The following is an 18,086-nucleotide window of genomic DNA, read 5'->3' on the forward strand; positions in this document are numbered from 1 at the left end:
ATGCCGCTTACCGTCGACATCCGCAAGACTTTCGCGAGCGCTGAGCGCCGCTTCACGCTCGACGTCGCCTTTGCCGCGACCACGCAGCGCGTCGTGCTGTTCGGCCCGTCCGGGGCGGGCAAGAGTCTGACGCTGCAGGCGATCGCCGGTCTGCTGCGCCCCGACGAAGGCGCGATCACACTGCACGGCAAGGCGCTCTTCGACAGCGCGCGCGGCGTCGATCAGAAGCCGCAGGCGCGCAAGGTCGCGTATCTCTTTCAGGACTACGCGCTGTTTCCGCATCTGAACGCGCGGCAAAACATCGGGTTTGGCTTGCAGCAGGGCTGGCTCAATCCGCGCGCGCGCAGCGTGCTTGCGCAGGTCGACTACTGGCTCGATGCGCTGGACTTGCGCAGTGTCGCGGGCAGTTATCCGGCGCAGCTTTCGGGCGGACAGAAACAGCGGGTGGCGCTCGCGCGCGCGCTGGTCGCGCAACCTCAACTGCTGTTACTGGACGAGCCGTTTTCGGCGTTGGACAGCGCATTGCGTCAGCGTATGCGGCTCGAACTGTCGGAACTGCAAACGCGGCTGGATATTCCGATGGTGTTGATCACGCACGATCCCGACGACGTCGCCGCCTTCGGCGATCAGGTCGTGCAGATCAGCGACGGTCGCGTTCGCGAGAATCAGGCATTCAGCCGCTATGCGCGCAGCGAGACCGGGTCTCGGTAAGGTTCGAGGCAACGATACGGCGCCTGCACACTGGCTAGAAACGCTGCAAGCAAACCGCCGCTGCCGCTTTCGCGGAGTTGGTTGCAATCATCGGCACGCAACACCGTGATACTGAGCGCTTGAAGCGCGGCGCGATCGCCGCTTTCGCCCTCCGCCCCCTTCGCCCCCTAGTCTTTCACGCCAAGTATCACGCTCGATGCCTTGAACGCCGCGACGGCGCTCGCGCCTTCCGCGAGACGGAGCGCTTCAGCGCTCTGGTTGGTGACCACTGCGGTGATGACCGCGCCGCCTCCGAGGACCAGCGACACCTCCGCATTGACCGCTCCAAGCTTCACGCTCTGCACCGTGCCGCGCAACTGATTGCGGGCGGACAGTTTCAGCGGCGCGCCGCTTTCGTCTTCGACCAACAGTACGACCCACGACGCCTTGATGAGCGCGAACGCCGCCGATCCGACGGCCAGACCGAGCGCTTCGGTGCTCTCGTGCGTGAGGACGGCGACGATCGTATGGCCACCGGGCAGCGTCAGCGAGACTTCGTCGTTGATCGTGCCGCGCGTGATGTGCGATACCGTGCCGTACAGCTGATTGCGCGCGCTCGTCTTTACGGCGATCCGGCCGATCAGATCCCAGTCTGTCGCGAAACCTTCGATCGCCGCACCCGCGCGCTCCAGAAAGCGCCGGTGCTCGCGCTCCACTGCCCGAAACGTCTCGATGAGCTTCAGCGCGCGCGGCGTCAGCGTGGTGCCGCCGCCGCCCTTGCCGCCGGTCAAGCGCACGACGAGCGGCTCGCCGGCGAGGTTGTTCATGGCGTCGACGGCGTCCCACGCGCCCTTGTAGCTGATGCCGACGGCCTTCGCGGCGCTGGTGATCGAGCCGGTTTCGCCGATCGCCGCGAGCAGCGCGATTCGCGACGCGCCGCCGAGCGTGTTGGCACCCGCCTGGAACCAGACGGAACCGCCGAGTTCCAGCGGTTCGTGGGACGGATCGTTGCGGTCGGAGGCCATGGCGAGGGCGGTCGATAAATGATGAAGGACAGCAAATCATTATAGCGACCGGCGCTGCGGCCACGGGCTGCAACGGCTAAGCGGGTATAGCCGCTTTGCCTGGCCGTACCGTACCGACTCGGCTCAAACCGCGTACTGCGCAATCCCGTTGCCAAACGACCAGTTCTCCTTCAGCACTTCGACGAGATTGATCAGCACGTCCTCTCGACGCAACCCCGGCGACTCCGCAAGCTCATCGACCATGCGCTTGTAGAGCGCCTTTTTCTGTTCGAGCGTGCGTGTGTTGCTAACTGTGATCTGGATCATCACGAGGTCGTCGGTTCGCTGGACGTTCAGGTACTGGTTGTCATACACAAAATTGCTGGCGTCGTGCTCGGTGATCAACATGAAGATGTCGTCCTTCGGCACGTTGAAGGTTGCAACCAGCGAGCGCTGGATGCTGTCGGTGAGCGCCTTCCGATATTCGGCGGGCTTGCCGCCGCGCAAAGCGATTCGGGTAAAAGGCATGACGAACTCCTTCGATGTGGTGGATACGTGAACCCAGCTTAGGCCGCCGCAGTCATAATAAACAGACATCACCCGCTATTTCATCTATGTTGGATTGAAATGAAAGTCCTCGATCTGGATGCCGTCAGAGCGTTCGTGCTGGTCGCCGATCTGTGCAGCTTCACGCGCGCCGCCGACGCGCTCGACACCACGCAATCCGCCGTCAGTCTCAAGCTGAAGCGGCTGGAAGCGCATCTCGGCAAGCAGTTGCTGGAGCGCACGCCGCGCGTGGTGCGCCTTTCCGTCGACGGCAAGGCGTTTCTCAGCGCCGCGCGTGACCTGTTGAACGCGCATGAACGGGCGCTGGGGTCGCTCTCGGTGGAACGTCGGCGGCTTTCGCTGGGGCTCAGCGAGCATGTTGCGGGACCGGATTTGCCGCAATTGCTGGCGCGGCTCAACGCGCACGATCCGGGGCTGGTGGTCGAACTCCACCTGGGCACATCCGCCGCTTTGCTCGCGCAATTCGCCGAGCGGCGTCTCGACGCGGTGATCGTCCGCTATGGCGCCGACGAACCGCCGCGCGACGACGCTCAGGTGCTGTTCAGCGAACCGCTCGGCTGGCTGGCGACGCCAGCGTGGCTGCCGCGGGTCGGCGAGCCGTTGGCGCTCGCGCTGTTGAGCCCGCCGTGCAACGTGCGCGACGTGGCGCTTCGTACGCTGACGGACGCGGCGGTGGCATGGCAGGAGGTGTTCGTCGGCGGCGGCGTTGCGGCTGTCGGCGCGGCGGTCGCGGCGGGGCTGGCGGTGTCGCCGTTGGCGCGCAGGGTAGCGCCGCGCGGTTTGATCGATGTCGGCGCACGGCTCGGTTTGCCGCCGCTGCCGGAGTCGCGCGTGACGTTGCACTCCCGCGTAAGGGACGAGCGCTCGAAGGAAACGTTGCGGCTGGTGACGAACGGGTTGGCGAGCGGTTGAACTGCTTCGAGCGGCGGTGGTCCGCAAAACACTGCATGTGCGACTGTGCGACTGTGCGACTGTGCACCTGTTGGGCTGTCCGGCTTCCGGCTTCCGGCTTCCGGCTTTGGGCTTTGGGCTTTGGGCTTTGGGCTTTGGGCTTTGGGCTTTCGGCTTTCGGCTTTCGGCTTTCGCGGTCAGTGCAGGATAGGCGGAAGTGAGCCGCTGCGGGCCATCGCCGGGTTCGCCGTTGCTTCCGTATGCTCAACGGCAGCATTCGCGAACGGAGCCGGCGCCTTCGTCTCGACTACCGCCGGCTTTGCGCCTTCACTTCTCCCTTTCGCGGCCACGGCGGCCTTGATCGGCCCAGCGTGCGTTGCCTTACCTTGCATGAAGTTGGCATGCATGGGCTTCGCCTGACCGGGCTTCGTGTGGATAAGTTGGGCATGGGGCTTCTTGCTCTGCGCGACGATCGCTGCCTTTGGCCTCGGCTTCGCGCCCCCCGCGTCCGGGGCTTGATGAGCGCTCTTGCTCGCCACCTGCTTCGCGCCGCCGCGCGTACCTGACTTGTCGCTGCGATCCGACGCCGACGCAATCGGCGGCGTCGCGTGCTTACTAACGGTCTTCGAAACGCCTTTCGACCCACTGCCGGACGGCGCCTTGGCCACTCCGTGTTTCGCAGCATGCCCGCTAATCTCAGGCGGATTCCACACCTCGGTGTAACCGCCAGCCATTGCCGCGCCGGACACGCACCACACCGCAATCGCCGTTGCTAACGCTCGAAACCCCATCTCCCGCTTCTCCTCAATCTTCGACTCTCATGACGAGCCGGCATTATATTCCCTTGCAAAAATCCCGAATTGGACTAACATTATCGATAAGTACATATAAGGACTTTCCCGCTCATGGCACACGCCGCCCGCGCCACCCATCCTGAAGCGCCGATCCGTCGGGCAATTTCAGAACCCTCGTTTACGGAAATGTCCGCAGCGGGCTTGCGCGCATTCTTCAACATCGCACGAGACTGGGACCTAAGCGCCGATGAGCAGATCGTCCTCCTGGGCGCGCCAGGCCGTTCCACTTACTTCAAATGGAAAGCGGCGCCCGAAACGGCCCGCCTCGGCCGCGACACGCTCGAACGCCTGTCGCTGCTGCTGGGCATCTACAAGGCGCTGCAAATTCTGCTGCCGCAAGCCAGTGCCGCCGACACCTGGATCAAGCGCCCCAACAGCGCGCCGCCGTTCGGCGGCCGCCGCGCGCTGGATCGCATGCTGGCCGGAAATATCAGCGACCTCGTGGCCGTGCGCCAGTATCTCGACGCAATGCGAGGCGGCTGGGCGTGACAGAACCGCATTGGCAGGACCGCTGGCGCAGCGCGCCACTGGATTGGTCGCCCGCATATCGCGTGATTCCCACGCGCTTTCCGGCCGTCAATCTGTTCGACCGGGTGGCATCGCCGGAAGATTTCGACGCGCTGTATGCGCTCGAAGCAATGACCAACGACCGCCTGCGCACCGAAGTCGGCGATCTCGATCTCGTGCCGCGCGAAGAACGCCGCTTCGGGCCGGGCTATGGACCGATCATGGCCGCGCTCACCCATCTGAATCCGCTAGGCAGCCGTTTTTCCGACGGCACTTATGGCGTGTTCTACTGCGGCCGCTCGCGCGCCACGGCCATCGCCGAAACGCGTTATCACACTGGCAAATTTCTGGAAGCCACCGCCGAGCCGCCGATGCGTCAGCAGATGCGTCTCTACACCGTCCTGGCGCAAGGCGAGGTGGTCGACCTTCGTGGCGACCCGACGCTCGATCTCGCGGTGCTCTCGCCGGACGACTATCTCGCCGGCCAGTCGCTCGGGCGCTCGGTGCGCGAGGCCGGCGCGCCGGGCACCGTATATCCGTCGGTGCGGGACGCCGAAGGCGAGTGTCTCGCCGCGTTCAAGACAACGCTGCTGCGCGACTGTCGTCACGCGGCGTATCTGGAATACAACTGGAACGGCACGAGCGTCGATATGGTGTTCGAACTCAGCCAGGTCGGCTGAGAGTGTTTCGACAGCCGCGGAATCAGGGCAGCGCCAGCGCCGCCGCGCCTTCAGCGCGCGCTTCTTCCACTGAAATGGACCAGCGCCGCAACGCCATCGGTTCGACGATAGTCAGCCTGCCGCCAGGCCCGAACGCGCCTGTGTCGATGAACACCTGCGAGCCGATCTGCTTGATGTCGCGCATCGGCGTATGACCGCAGTAAGTGAGCGACAGACCGCGCTGCCGTTGCGGGTCGCCGTTGCCCACCGCGAGTTCGCGTCCCCACAGCAATTGCTGGCGCATTTCGGCGGAAAAGTTGCCTGCGTCGAGCTCGGCGTCGGTGCCGAAGAATTCGGCGTGCAGAACATTGAAACGCTCCTGGCCGCTGCCGACCACGCGCGCAAGCGGCAGCGTGCGTAGCCGTTCTGCGTAGCGCCGCAAACTCTCGTCGGGCAGATTGGCGGCCCACGCTCCGCCAATGCCATACCACCATTGACGCCGCAACCGGCCATCGGCGACCGCGCACAGTGCGTCTTCATGATTGCCGAGTACGGCGAAGAACCACGGCTTGTCGAGCAGCGCCAAAGCCTGCTCCGAATGCTCGCCGCGATCCACCAGATCGCCGACCGAAAACAGCCGGTCGCGCGCGGGGTCGAACGAAACGAGGCGCAGCAGATAGCGCAATGCATCGACACAACCGTGCAAATCGCCGACCACGAAGTCGCGGCCGCTCCGGTTGGCCGAATGGTGCTGAACAGAGGTGTCGAGTACGGAAGCCATACGCTCATGATAATGCGCAATCACCGAGGCGTATGCGCGCTGCCTCTCGTATCGTGGCAGTCGCGAGCGAAAAATTGACACGAAACCACGCGAAAACGGCGTATTCGCGGCAAAGCTTACTGGGAAACAGGCTGTTTTCGGTGCGCTATTGCTGGGTTCGCAGTCTGGCAAGCTGGTCCGCAGACACGGTCGACTGCGGCTTGCCGAACGATCTCGTCACGTGGTTCGTGACGGCGGCGACCGGTTGGGCGGCCAGCCCACGCTGGTGGCGCGCACGCGTTTCGCCGCCGCTGACCGGCGGCACCGACCGCAAATACTGCACGATCGAGCGAAGGTCTTCACGCGTCAGATATCGCGTGCTACTGGCAACCACCGCCGCCATTGGACCGGCGGCCTTGGCGCGGCCGGGCACGGCGCCCGTCGACAGATAGGTCTGCAGTTCGTCGTCGCTCCAGGTGCCCACGCCGCTCTTCTTGTCCGGCGTGATGTTGTACGCATGCCAGCCGGCCTGCACGGCGCCCGACAAACGTGAATCCGACTTCAGGCCCCGCGTGAAATTGCGCGGCGTATGACATTCCTCGCAATGCGCAAGCCCTTCGACGAGATATGCGCCGCGGTTCCACTCGGCGCTTTGCCTGGGATCGGGAACGAAGCGCTCTTCGGTGAAATTGAACATGTTCCAGAACACCATCAGCCAGCGCTGGTTGAAAGGGAACTTCAGGCTGTTGGGACGCGGTGTGTAGTGAATCGGAGCCAGCGTGTTCAGATAAGCGCGAATCGCCAGCACGTCATGCTCCGCGACCTTGGTGTACTCAACGTAGGGAAACGTCGGGTAAAGGCGCTCGCCGCTTTTGCCGATGCCTTCATGCATCGCGCGCAAGAAATCTTCGTCGGTCCATTGGCCGATGCCGGTGTCCGGATCGGGCGTGATGTTCGGCGTCACGATCGTGCCGAACCGCGTATCGATTGCGAGCCCGCCCGCGAAAGGACGCGTCTTGTCCGCCGTGTGACAAGCCGCGCAATCGCCGACGCGCGCGAGATATTCACCGCGCTTGACGAGATCGCTTGCGGCTGGCGAGGCTGTCGCATCGGCGGATTGAGATGCGTCGTCGGCATGGGCCTGGGCGATCGGCAGCTCGTCGTTACGCTGCACCTTGGGTCGGTGCGACTCGTACCACGCGACATACAACGCGAACAGCGAAAAGAGCGCCGCAAGCGTCGCGAACCGGACGCGTCGACGCGCGTCGCTTCTGTCGACGGGCGCATGAAGCGACCGCGCGCGAGCGATGTTCTTCGTCATGGTGGCTATCCGTTCGTGCTCAGATTTCACGCTTGAGCTTGCCAGCAAGTTTCAGCGACAAGGCCGCGATCCGATAGCGCATGCGTCGGGCACCCGTGCCCTGCGCGAAGAAGACAAAGAAGACGAAGCGGAAAACGAAGCTGCCTGTGAGAACCGGGACGAATCTGACGAAGACAATGCGGACGGATGCGAAGGCTCGCGGCACACATTGTTGTTCTCAGGAACATCTGTCATGGGGGGCTCCAGATGATGGGTCGATCATGAGTCATTGTCCGACGCGACACCGCGACGATGCGATGCCGCGCGGCGCGTCGGTCTTTCTACCCCAAACCCGGTCTGGCGCCGCTGAAGCGGTCTCGTGATGGAATCGCGCGAGAAAGCGCAAGCACCTGGTACTGCATTGCGTTGTACTGTCAATCGGCTTTCAACTGAAAGGGCACGCAGTCGGTTGCGAAAGACTATAGCGTGCGTGTCGCTGATTCGCCAAATGATGCGCAATGCACGAGTAGAATCCGCGACACCCAAGCGCTCAGCTCTCTATCCATGTTCATCAAGCACTATCCGAAAACGCTTCGTAATCGTCCGCGCCTGTGGATCGCTTTGGCGATCGGCATCGTCGTCGCAGCGCTAATGCCGGAACACCCGCGCCCCATGGTCCGCGTACTGGCCGGCTGGGACAGCACGGTGTGGAGTTACCTGTTGCTGATCTGGGCGCACATGGCCGCCGCCGGCGAAAGCCGCGTGCGCGACTCCGCCCGCCGCGACGACGAGAACGCAGGTGTCGTGCTGATCGTGATCTGCGTGGCCACCGTCGCGAGCATTGCCGCAATCGTGCTCGAACTTGCCTCCGCGAAGGGCACAGCGGGTGCGTCGACGGTATGGCACTACGCGCTGACCGGGCTCACGCTGATGGGCGCGTGGTTCATGATTCCCACCATCTTCACGCTGCACTACGCGCGGCTTTACTACGATACCGGCGCGCAGGAGACGCCGCTTTTGTTCCCCGATCAGTCGCTGATGCCGGACTATTGGGACTTTCTGTACTTCTCTTTCACGATCGCCGTTGCCTCGCAGACGTCCGATGTTGTTCTGCGCTCACGTACGATTCGTCGCGCCGCGCTCGCCCAATCGGTTTTGTCGTTCTACTTCAACGTCGCCGTGCTCGGCTTGTGCGTGAACATCGCGGCTGGCCTGCTCGGTTCGTGACTTCGGCGGATCTGCCACGTCGCGTGAGGTCACCTCACGCGAGGCTAGCCGCCTCCTCGCCATGGCTCGAATTCACGCGGTAACTCCTGCTGCTGCCTCCCGGTAAGCCCCATGTAAAACGCGGACCGGGCCCGCCCGTTTTACACGCGCGCATGCCACCGGGCCGGCCCTCGCACAGCCCTTAACCGCAAGCCTCGCCATAAAGACCCACGGTCCCCTTCGATTAGGGTCCGCCCGACCGCACTGGCACAGCCTTTGCTGACTTCCGCAGACAGTTCTGGCCGGCTTATGCCTCGGCACCTGGCGTCCAGGCACCCGTTAACTGGCCAGCGGCGTGACGATCTTTGCACTACATTGACCAGTACGCGCCCTCAGTCCACGATCGCGCGACATCCGGCTCTGGAAGCCCAATGAGCGCTGTGATCGCATGCCAATTGCATCCACACCGCAGCAGGACAAATCTGGAAACGACCGATGGAACCTCCAAACGGGTACGCGCCGCGGATCTATTTTTTTCATTCACTCCTCGTTGGACCTCTTGACGCATGGCCTGCGCAATTCGCGCATGCGGCCGCGCTGGGCTTCGATCACGCGCTGGTCGGTAGCCTGTTCGAGCCGGGTCAGGCGAGTCATGGGCAGGTGGTGGGCAACCACGCGCGGCTGCATCCAGTCTTCGAAGCCAGGCAGCCCGCCGCCGACGCCATTCGCGCGCTGGCAGGCGAAGCCCGTCAGCATGGCCTGAGCTTGCTGGCCGATCTGGTGATCGACCGGATGGCCGCCGACGGCGCCCTCTATGCCGAGCATGCGGACTGGTTTCATCCGCTGGAGTCCGAAGAGGCGCGCCTCGATCCACGCCATGTGCATCGCGAGGACAACGTCGCGTATGCAAACCTCAGCGACGCCGGCACGCGTGTTGCGCTTGCCGACTGGTGGACGCAACAATTGCTTGCGCTGGCCGAGGCGGGCATCGGCGGATTCAGGTTCGATTCGCCGCATCGCGTACCGGGCGAGGTCTGGCGGCAGTTGCGCGACGCCGTGCGCGCCGCGCATCCCGAGGTACGCTTTCTCGCCGCGACGCCCGGCTTGGCCCGCAGCGACCTGCCAAGCCTAGAAGGCGCGGGCTTCGACAGCGTGTTCTCGTCCGTGCGCTGGTGGGACTACCGGGCGAGCTGGATGGCCGAAGAGCATGCCGTGCTCGCGCGCATCGGCGGGCCGATCGCTTTTCCCGAAGCGCCTTACGGCGCGCGGCTTGCCGCCGAGTTGAGCGATCCGCACGATTCGAGCATCGTCGAACGGGCTTATCGGCGCGCGCTATTCACGGCATCCGCGGTCGGCACCGGCTGGATGATGCCGATGGGTTTCGAATACGGCGTGAGCGAACCGATGTCGCAAACGCGCGGCGACGCGTCGCAATTCGCGCTCGCTTGCCAGGCCAAAAAATTCGACCTCTCGCAACCGGTCACGCATGCGAACGAACTCGCGCGCAATGCGAAAGCGCTGCATGCGAACGGGGAATTGCGCCCGTTGAGCGGGCCCGGCTCACCCGCAGCGGTATTGCTGCGCGCCGACGAGCCCGACCTGCGCGATGCCCACGAGGCGGTGCTGATCGCAATCAATCCCGAACTCGGTGCGCCGGTGCGCGTCGATCCGGCGCGTTTCCTCGCCGGCGTTCCCGGCAATTTCACGCGCTTCGTTCCTCTCGATGAACCAGGCCGCGCCAACTCCGCCCTGCCCACTACCTTAAGCCCGTTCACCCTGGCACCCGGCGCCGTGCGTCTCTTCCAGGCGGTGACAGAAAAGCCGATCTGTCTCGCGCCGCCGATAGACAAAGCGAACAGCAAGCGCAGCGGCCGCAAGACTGTGCTCGAAGCGATCAACGCGCCGCGCGTGGCGATCGAAAGCGTGATGCCTTCCGTCGACAATGGCCGCTTCGCCGCCAAGCGCAGCGTCGGCGAACGCGCTGAAATCAGCGCTGCGATCTTCGCCGAAGGTCACGACAAGATCGCTGCCGCCGTGCTGTGGCGCGCCGCCGACGAAAACACCTGGCACGAAGTGCTGATGGCTCCGGCGCAACCGGCGGGCCTCGACATCTGGAAGGCGCGCATTCCGCTCGAACGCATGGGCCGTCACGAGTTCACGGTGATCGCCTGGCGCGACGACTTTGCTTCGCTCGTCGAACATGTCGAGAAGAAGTTGAAGGCGGGTCAAACGGTCGAGATCGAACTCGATGAAGCCGCTCATCTCTTCGCGCTTGTGCTGGCCGAAGTCGAAACAACCGAAGGCGCGGTCACTGAGCCGCTTAAACATATCGTCGAGCAATTCGCCAAGGCCGACGACGAAGCGAAGCTCAAGCTGCTGCTCGATCCGGCCACCGCCAAGGCGATGATCGCCGCGCGGCATCGCCCTTTCCTGAGCCGCGATCCGGTGACGTACAAGATCGACGCTGAACGCACCGCCGCGCGCTTCGCGAGCTGGTACGAGATCTTCCCGCGTTCGATGAGCGACGACGAATCGCGCCACGGCACCTTCGCCGACGTCACCACGAAGCTGCCGCGCATTCGCGACATGGGCTTCGACGTGCTGTACTTCCCGCCGATTCATCCGATCGGCGTGTCGAATCGCAAGGGCCGTAACAACACGCTGAACGCACAGCCCGGCGACGTGGGCAGTCCGTATGCGATCGGCGCGGCCGAAGGCGGGCATACGGCCGTGCATCCGCAACTCGGCACGCTCGATGACTTCAAAAAGATGCTCGCCGCCGCGCATGCGCATGGCCTCGAAATCGCACTCGATTTCGCGATCCAGTGTTCGCCGGATCATCCGTGGCTGAAGGAACATCCGACGTGGTTCGCATGGCGCCCCGACGGCACGCTGCGTTACGCGGAGAATCCGCCGAAGAAGTATCAGGACATCGTCAATCCCGACTTCTATGCGCACGACGCCAAGCCCGACTTGTGGCTCGCGCTGCGCGACGTGATCCTGTTCTGGATCGAAGCGGGCGTGCGCATTTTCCGCGTCGACAATCCGCACACCAAGCCCTTGCCGTTCTGGGAATGGATGATCAACGACGTGCGCTCGCGCTATCCGGACGCGATCTTCCTCGCCGAAGCATTCACACGGCCACGCATGATGAGCCGCCTCGGCAAGATCGGCTTCTCGCAGTCGTACACGTATTTCACGTGGCGCGAGTCGAAGCGTGACTTTATCGAGTACCTGACCGAGCTTACGCAAACCAACGCGCGTGACTTCTACCGGCCGAATTTCTTCGTGAATACGCCGGACATCAATCCGCGTCATCTGCAATCGCAGGGACGCACGGGATTTCTGATTCGCGCGGCGCTCGCTTCGACGCTCGCCGGTTTGTGGGGCGTGTATAGCGGCTTTGAACTGTGCGAGGCGGCCGCGTTGCCGAACAGCGAGGAATATCTCGACTCCGAGAAGTATCAGTTGCGTGCGTGGGACTGGCACCGGCCCGGCAACATCACAGCAGAAATCACCGCGCTAAACCGGATTCGGCGTGCGAATCCCGCGTTGCAAACGCATCTCGGTCTCACGTTTCTGCCCGCGCACAACGACAACATTCTGTTCTTCGAGAAGGCAACGGAAGTGCGCGACAACGTGATCGTCGTCGCGATCAATCTCGATCCGTTCAACGAACAGGGCGCGGATATCGAGCTGTCGTGGGAGACATTCCAGAAATGGAATCTGCATGACCACGGCGGACTCGAAGTGACCGATCAGATGACCGGCGCGCGTTTCGAATGGCACGGCCGCTGGCAGCATGTGCGGCTCGGACCGGGCCAGCCTTTTTCGATCTGGCGCATTGCGCCGCTTGGCGGGCTGCCCGCCGAGCGCCCCGACGAAGCCGACAGCGACTCGACCAGCGCCCTTCACGCAAACGCTGGCAACCCTACCCCGACGGAAGGTGCGATATGAAGCGTGACGATCCCTCCCAGACCACGTCGCAGGCGCATGCAAGCACGGCAACCGCCAGCGCAACCAAAGCGCGCACACGCCGCCGCGGCAAGCCGGCGGCATTGAGCGACGACCCGCTCTGGTACAAAGACGCGATCATTTATCAGGTGCACATCAAGTCGTTCTTCGATGCGAATAACGACGGCGTCGGCGATTTTCCAGGCCTCATCGCCAAGCTCGACTACATCGCCGAACTGGGTGTGAACGCGATCTGGCTGCTGCCGTTCTATCCGTCGCCGCGCCGCGACGACGGTTATGACATCGCCGATTATCGCAACGTGCATCCCGATTACGGCCAGCTCTCCGATGTCAAACGCTTCATTCAGGAAGCGCACGCGCGCGGCATCCGCGTGATCACGGAGCTGGTGATCAACCACACGTCGGATCAGCACCCATGGTTCCAGCGCGCGCGCCGCGCGAAGCCGGGTTCGAATCATCGCAACTTCTATGTGTGGTCCGACACTGATCAGAAGTACGCTGAAACGCGGATCATCTTTATCGATTCAGAACCGTCGAACTGGACGCACGATCCGGTCGCGGGCGCTTATTTCTGGCATCGCTTTTATTCGCATCAGCCCGATCTGAATTTCGACAATCCGGCCGTGCTGCGGGAGGTGTTGCAGGTCATGCGCTTCTGGCTCGACATGGGCATCGACGGGCTGCGGCTCGACGCGGTGCCGTATCTCGTCGAACGTGAAGGCACCAACAACGAGAACCTGCCGGAAACGCACGCGGTGTTGAAGAAGATTCGCGCCACTATCGACGCGGAATATCCGAACCGGATGCTACTCGCCGAAGCGAACCAGTGGCCGGAAGACGTGAAGGAATACTTCGGCGAAGAAGACGAATGCCATATGGCATTCCACTTCCCGCTAATGCCGCGCATCTACATGTCGATTGCGAGCGAGGACCGCTTTCCGATCACCGACATCATGCGGCAAACGCCGGATCTCGCCGAGTCGAATCAGTGGGCGATTTTTCTGCGCAATCACGATGAGCTCACGCTTGAAATGGTCACTGATTCCGAGCGCGACTACTTGTGGAATACCTACGCGAGCGATCGCCGCGCGCGTCTGAATCTCGGCATTCGCCGCCGGCTCGCGCCGCTGATGGAGCGCGACCGCCGCCGCATCGAGCTGATCAATTCGCTGCTGCTGTCGATGCCCGGCACGCCCGTGATCTACTACGGCGATGAGCTCGGCATGGGCGACAACATCCACCTCGGCGACCGCGACGGCGTGCGTACGCCGATGCAGTGGTCGTCGGATCGGAACGGCGGCTTCTCGCGCGCCGATCCTGAACAGCTGGTGCTGCCGCCCGTAATGGGCGCGCTCTACGGCTTCGACGCGGTCAACGTCGAAGCGCAAAGCCGCGATCCGCATTCGCTGCTGAACTGGACGCGGCGCATGCTCGCCACGCGTCGCGCGAAACAGACCTTTGGGCGCGGCACGATTCGCTTCCTGAAGCCGGAAAACCGCAAGATTCTCGCGTATCTGCGTGAGATGCCCGACGAGCCGCCGATTCTTTGCGTGGCGAATCTGTCGCGTGCGCCGCAAGCGGTGGAGCTCGATCTGTCGGAATTCAACGGCTCGGTGCCGATCGAAATGACCGCCGATTCCGTGTTCCCCGCCATCGGTCAATTGACTTATCTGCTGACCTTCCCGCCGTATGGCTTCCTGTGGTTCATGCTGTGTCCGGGCGGTCAGCGTCCGACATGGTCGCAGGCGCATCCCGAGCCGCTGCCGGAATTCGTCACCATCGTGATACGCGAAGGCCAGGTTGGGCCGACGCCGGAAAACGTGCGGCTGCTCGAATCGGAAGTGCTGCCTTCGTGGTTGAGCCGTCGCCGCTGGTTTGCATCGAAGGATCAGAAGATGCATGCCGTGCGGCTCGCCGCGTTGACCACGATTCCGAACGGAGGCTTCGCCTTCACCGAAATCGAAGCCGATGTCGGCAATCACACCGAGCGTTACGTGGTGCCTATCGCGATCACGTGGGGCGGCGAGACCACGACGCCCCTCTTTCTCCAGCTTGCGTTGGCGCGCGTGCGCCGCGGCCGCAATGTCGGGCATCTGACCGACGCATTCGCGCTGCCGATCTTCGCGCACGGCGTGCTGCGCAAATTGCGCGAACGCGCTGTCGTGCCGACCGTGCAGAAGAGCGAGATCAAGTTCATTCCGACCGAGCGTTTCGCGGAACTCGACAATCTCGGCGAACGGCCGGAAGTGCGCTGGCTCGCGGCCGAGCAGAGCAACAGTTCTCTGATCGTCGCGGACGCCGCGGTGCTCAAGCTGGTGCGGCGTCTCGTGAGCGGCATTCATCCGGAAGCGGAAATCAGCCGCTATCTGACGCAGCTTGGCTATGCGAACACGGCGCCGCTATTCGGCGAAGTGGTGCGCGTCGATCCCGAGGGCGTGCCGCATACGCTCGCGATTCTGCAAGGCTTCGTCGACAACCAGGGCGATGCATGGAACTGGTCGCTCGACCATCTGCGCCGCTCCGTGGACGAACTCGCGATCGCCGTCGATACGGACGCGTCATCGGCGCCCGACCGCGACAACGAAGCGCTTCTGCTGGAAGGCTACGCGTCGTTGGCCGGCATCATCGGCAGACGGCTTGGCGAATTGCACGTGGCCCTTGCTTCGCCCACCGACGACCTCGCGTTCGCACCCGAACCCGCGAGCGCCGACCAGGTGAAGGCGTGGGTCGACGGCACGCAGTCGATGCTCGCGAGCGCGCTCGATCTGCTCGCGCCGCGCATTGAACAGATGCTCGATCCGGAGACGAAGGCGCTCGCGCAAAGTTTGATCGACCGCCGCGCCGCGCTCGTCGAAGCCGTCGACAAACTGGTTTCCGCCGATACCCAGGCGCTGCGCATTCGCATTCATGGCGACTTCCATCTGGGCCAGGTTCTCGTCGCGCAGGGCGACGCGTATCTGATCGACTTCGAAGGCGAGCCGGCGCGCTCGCTCGAGGAGCGCCGCCAGAAATCGAGCCCGCTGCGTGACGTGGCCGGCCTGATGCGTTCGCTGTCCTATGCCAGCGCAGCGGCGCAGTCCACGACGGAAGCCGCGCCGCAGCAGACCGCGGATCGCAAGCGCGCCTTGTTCGACCGCTTCCGCGCGCAAGCCACCGACGCGTTCCTGAAGGAATACCGCGCGGCCACCGCCGAAGCGCCGACGCCGCTCGTCGCGCCCGAGGCCGAGCAGGCGCTGCTCGATCTGTTCCTGATCGAGAAGGCCGCGTATGAAATCCGCTATGAAGCGGCCAACCGTCCGACATGGCTTAGCTTGCCCGTGCGCGGCCTCGCCGCGCTCACAAGCCGTTTGCTGGGCGATACCGGTGCGCCGCACGATTCGTCAACCCCGGCGCCAGACGCCGCCACACCGCCTCATCCGGCCGAGGGCGACTATGAGTGAACATGATCCGGCCGCAGGCCTCCAGCCGCTCGACATTGACGCGCTTGTGGAAGCGCGCCACCCCGATGCTTTCTCGCAGCTCGGACTGCATCACACGGATGGCGGTCCCGTGGTACGTGCGCTACTGCCGAATGCCGCGCGCGTCAGCGTGATTTCGCGTGCCGACGGCTCCTTGCTCGGTGAGCTTCAGCAGTTGCGTCCAGGCCTGTTCGCGGGCCGCGTGACTTTGGCGGCGCCGTATCGTCTGCGTATCGACTGGCATGGCGCCGTGCAGGAAATCGAGGACACGTATTCGTTCGGCCCCGTTCTCGGCGATGAACCGCTCGGCCGTCTCGCGCGCGGCGATCCGTATGCAGTGCTCGAATGTCTCGGCTCGCGTCCGATGGAAGTGGACGGCGTGCCCGGCGTGCGCTTCGCGGTCTGGGCGCCGAATGCGCGCCGCGTCTCGGTAGTCGGCGACTTCAACGCTTGGGACGGCCGTCGTCATCCGATGCGCTTGCGTCATCAGGCGGGCGTGTGGGAATTGTTCGTGCCGCGAGTCGGGCCGGGCACGCGCTACAAATACGAGTTGCTCTCGCGCGACGGTCATCCATTGCCGTTGAAGGCCGACCCTTGCGCGATGCAAAGTGAGAAGCCGCCTGGCACCGCGTCGGTGGTCGCGCATGTCGACGAGATCGAGCAGTTTCCGTGGAGCGATCACGAGTGGATTCAATCGCGCGGCGAGAAGCAGACACCGCGCTCGCCCATCTCGATCTACGAGGTGCATGCGGAGTCCTGGCTGCGCATCGCCGAGGAAAGTCATCGCGGTCTCGATTGGGAAGAACTCGCCGAGCGCCTGATTCCGTATGTGAAGACCATGGGCTTCACGCACGTCGAGTTCATGCCGGTCGCGGAACATCCGTTCGGGGGATCGTGGGGCTATCAACCGCTTGGACAGTTCGCGCCGTCCGCGCGCTTCGGCAAGCCCGAGCAGTTCGCGACGTTCGTCAACAAGGCGCATGAGGCCGGACTCGGCGTGATTCTCGACTGGGTGCCAGCGCATTTTCCGAACGACGCGCACGGTCTCGTCCAGTTCGACGGCACGCCGCTCTACGAGCATGCCGATCCGCGCGAAGGCTATCACCAGGACTGGAACACGATGATCTACAACCTCGGCCGCAACGAGGTCAGCGCGTTCCTGGTCGCGTCGGGTCTCGCGTGGCTAAAGCGCTATCACGTGGACGGCTTGCGCGTGGATGCCGTGGCGTCGATGCTGTATCGCGACTATTCGCGCGCGGCCGGCGAGTGGGTGCCGAACATTTACGGCGGACGCGAGAATCTCGAATCCATTGCGTTTCTGAAGCGCTTGAATCATGAAGTCGGTTACGTGCCCGGCGCGCCTGGCGCGATCACCATCGCCGAGGAATCGACTGCATGGCCGGGCGTGACAGCGCGCGTGGAGGACGGCGGGCTCGGCTTTCACTTCAAGTGGAACATGGGCTGGATGCACGACACGCTGCACTACATGCACGAAAATCCGGTGTATCGCCAATACCATCACCACAACATGACGTTCGGGATGGTGTACGCGTATTCGGAGCGCTTCGTGCTGCCGCTTTCACACGATGAAGTCGTGCACGGCAAAGGCTCGCTGCTCGGCAAGATGCCCGGCGACACATGGCAGAAGTTCGCCAATCTGCGCGCGTACTTCGGCTTCATGTGGACGCATCCGGGCAAGAAGCTGCTCTTCATGGGCGGGGAATTCGGCCAGATAGCGGAGTTCGATCACGACGGGTCGCCGCACTGGCATCTGCTCGACGATTCGAATCATCACGGCGTGCAATTGCTGGTGCGTGACCTGAACCGTCTTTATAACCAGGAACCCGCGCTGCATTTACTCGACAGCGAGCCTGGCGGCTTTAGCTGGCTGATCGGCGACGACAGCGCCAACAGCGTGTTCGCCTATCGCCGCACAGACGGCGCGGGCCGCGAACTCGTCGTGGTCTGCAACATGACGCCGGTGCCGCGCGTCGGCTACCGCATGGGCATGCCGCGTGAAGGACGCTGGTCGGAAGTGCTGAATACGGATGCCGGCGTATACGGCGGCTCGAATATGGGCAACGGCGGCCTGATTCATACGGACGCTACTTCGAGCCATGGCTGGCCGCATTCGGCTTCCCTGAGCTTGCCGCCGCTGGCGACCATCGTATTGCGCGCCGATTGAGCCGGGACTGAGCGCGGATCGAGCGCCGCC

Annotated in this window: 14 protein-coding genes; 9 read left to right on the forward strand and 5 right to left on the reverse strand. The window is 63.7% G+C overall.

The annotated features are described in order from the left end of the window. Positions 1-711, forward strand: a complete 711-nt coding sequence (locus C0Z16_RS26930; RefSeq protein WP_102635108.1) for a sulfate/molybdate ABC transporter ATP-binding protein — start codon at positions 1-3, stop codon at positions 709-711. A gap of 167 nt (positions 712-878) precedes the next feature. On the opposite strand, the gene C0Z16_RS26935 is transcribed toward C0Z16_RS26930, so the two are convergent. Further along, a complete protein-coding gene (locus tag C0Z16_RS26935) occupies positions 879-1,715 on the reverse strand; it encodes a TOBE domain-containing protein (RefSeq protein ID WP_102635109.1) in 837 nt (278 codons plus the stop codon). Positions 1,716-1,838: 123 nt separating this feature from the next. Continuing rightward, positions 1,839-2,222: a tautomerase family protein gene (locus C0Z16_RS26940; protein WP_102635110.1), complete on the reverse strand. Its 384-nt coding sequence runs from the start codon at positions 2,220-2,222 to the stop codon at positions 1,839-1,841. 99 nt (positions 2,223-2,321) lie between these two features. Between C0Z16_RS26940 and C0Z16_RS26945 the strand changes: the two genes are divergently transcribed. Continuing rightward, the gene (locus tag C0Z16_RS26945; protein WP_102635111.1) at positions 2,322-3,173 is read left to right on the forward strand and encodes a LysR family transcriptional regulator; all 852 of its coding nucleotides are present in this window, start codon (positions 2,322-2,324) and stop codon (positions 3,171-3,173) included. 176 nt (positions 3,174-3,349) lie between these two features. Here the strand turns inward: C0Z16_RS26945 and C0Z16_RS26950 are convergent, their stop codons facing one another. Then, on the reverse strand, positions 3,350-3,943 hold the full coding sequence (locus tag C0Z16_RS26950; RefSeq protein WP_102635112.1) for a hypothetical protein: 594 nt from the start codon (positions 3,941-3,943) through the stop codon (positions 3,350-3,352). 114 nt (positions 3,944-4,057) lie between these two features. Here C0Z16_RS26950 and C0Z16_RS26955 point away from each other — a divergent pair, with 114 nt between their 5' ends. After that, positions 4,058-4,495 carry an MbcA/ParS/Xre antitoxin family protein gene (locus tag C0Z16_RS26955; RefSeq protein ID WP_102635113.1) on the forward strand — a complete coding sequence of 146 codons (438 nt, stop codon included), beginning with the start codon at positions 4,058-4,060 and terminating at the stop codon, positions 4,493-4,495. Then, positions 4,492-5,193 (forward strand): RES family NAD+ phosphorylase, encoded by a 702-nt coding sequence (locus C0Z16_RS26960; protein WP_102635114.1) that lies wholly within the window; start codon positions 4,492-4,494, stop codon positions 5,191-5,193. Before C0Z16_RS26955 ends, C0Z16_RS26960 begins: the two co-directional genes overlap by 4 nt. Positions 5,194-5,215: 22 nt before the next feature. On the opposite strand, the gene C0Z16_RS26965 is transcribed toward C0Z16_RS26960, so the two are convergent. Both C0Z16_RS26965 and C0Z16_RS26970 read right to left on the reverse strand, forming a co-directional pair. Continuing rightward, positions 5,216-5,953: a metallophosphoesterase gene (locus C0Z16_RS26965; protein WP_102635115.1), complete on the reverse strand. Its 738-nt coding sequence runs from the start codon at positions 5,951-5,953 to the stop codon at positions 5,216-5,218. Positions 5,954-6,098: 145 nt separating this feature from the next. Beyond that, positions 6,099-7,253: a c-type cytochrome gene (locus C0Z16_RS26970; protein WP_102635116.1), complete on the reverse strand. Its 1,155-nt coding sequence runs from the start codon at positions 7,251-7,253 to the stop codon at positions 6,099-6,101. Here C0Z16_RS26970 and C0Z16_RS37515 point away from each other — a divergent pair. The 5 genes from C0Z16_RS37515 to glgB all read left to right on the forward strand — a co-directional run bounded on the left by C0Z16_RS37515 (position 7,240) and on the right by glgB (position 18,056). Then, on the forward strand, positions 7,240-7,503 hold the full coding sequence (locus C0Z16_RS37515; protein WP_146014357.1) for a hypothetical protein: 264 nt from the start codon (positions 7,240-7,242) through the stop codon (positions 7,501-7,503). The two genes, C0Z16_RS26970 and C0Z16_RS37515, sit on opposite strands and share 14 nt — an antisense overlap. A gap of 293 nt (positions 7,504-7,796) precedes the next feature. Beyond that, complete coding sequence (locus C0Z16_RS26980) at positions 7,797-8,459, forward strand: DUF1345 domain-containing protein (protein ID WP_102635118.1); 663 nt, start codon at positions 7,797-7,799, stop codon at positions 8,457-8,459. Positions 8,460-8,933: 474 nt separating this feature from the next. After that, positions 8,934-12,395, forward strand: coding sequence for a maltotransferase domain-containing protein (locus C0Z16_RS26985; protein WP_102635119.1), 3,462 nt, complete (start codon positions 8,934-8,936; stop codon positions 12,393-12,395). Beyond that, the gene (gene treS / locus C0Z16_RS26990; protein WP_102635120.1) at positions 12,392-15,853 is read left to right on the forward strand and encodes a maltose alpha-D-glucosyltransferase; all 3,462 of its coding nucleotides are present in this window, start codon (positions 12,392-12,394) and stop codon (positions 15,851-15,853) included. Before C0Z16_RS26985 ends, treS begins: the two co-directional genes overlap by 4 nt. After that, positions 15,846-18,056 carry a 1,4-alpha-glucan branching protein GlgB gene (gene glgB / locus C0Z16_RS26995; RefSeq protein ID WP_102635121.1) on the forward strand — a complete coding sequence of 737 codons (2,211 nt, stop codon included), beginning with the start codon at positions 15,846-15,848 and terminating at the stop codon, positions 18,054-18,056. The genes treS and glgB overlap by 8 nt, the downstream gene beginning before the upstream one ends. Positions 18,057-18,086: the final 30 nt, after the last annotated feature.

Source organism: Paraburkholderia rhynchosiae, from assembly GCF_002879865.1.
GTDB classification, from domain to species: domain Bacteria; phylum Pseudomonadota; class Gammaproteobacteria; order Burkholderiales; family Burkholderiaceae; genus Paraburkholderia; species Paraburkholderia rhynchosiae.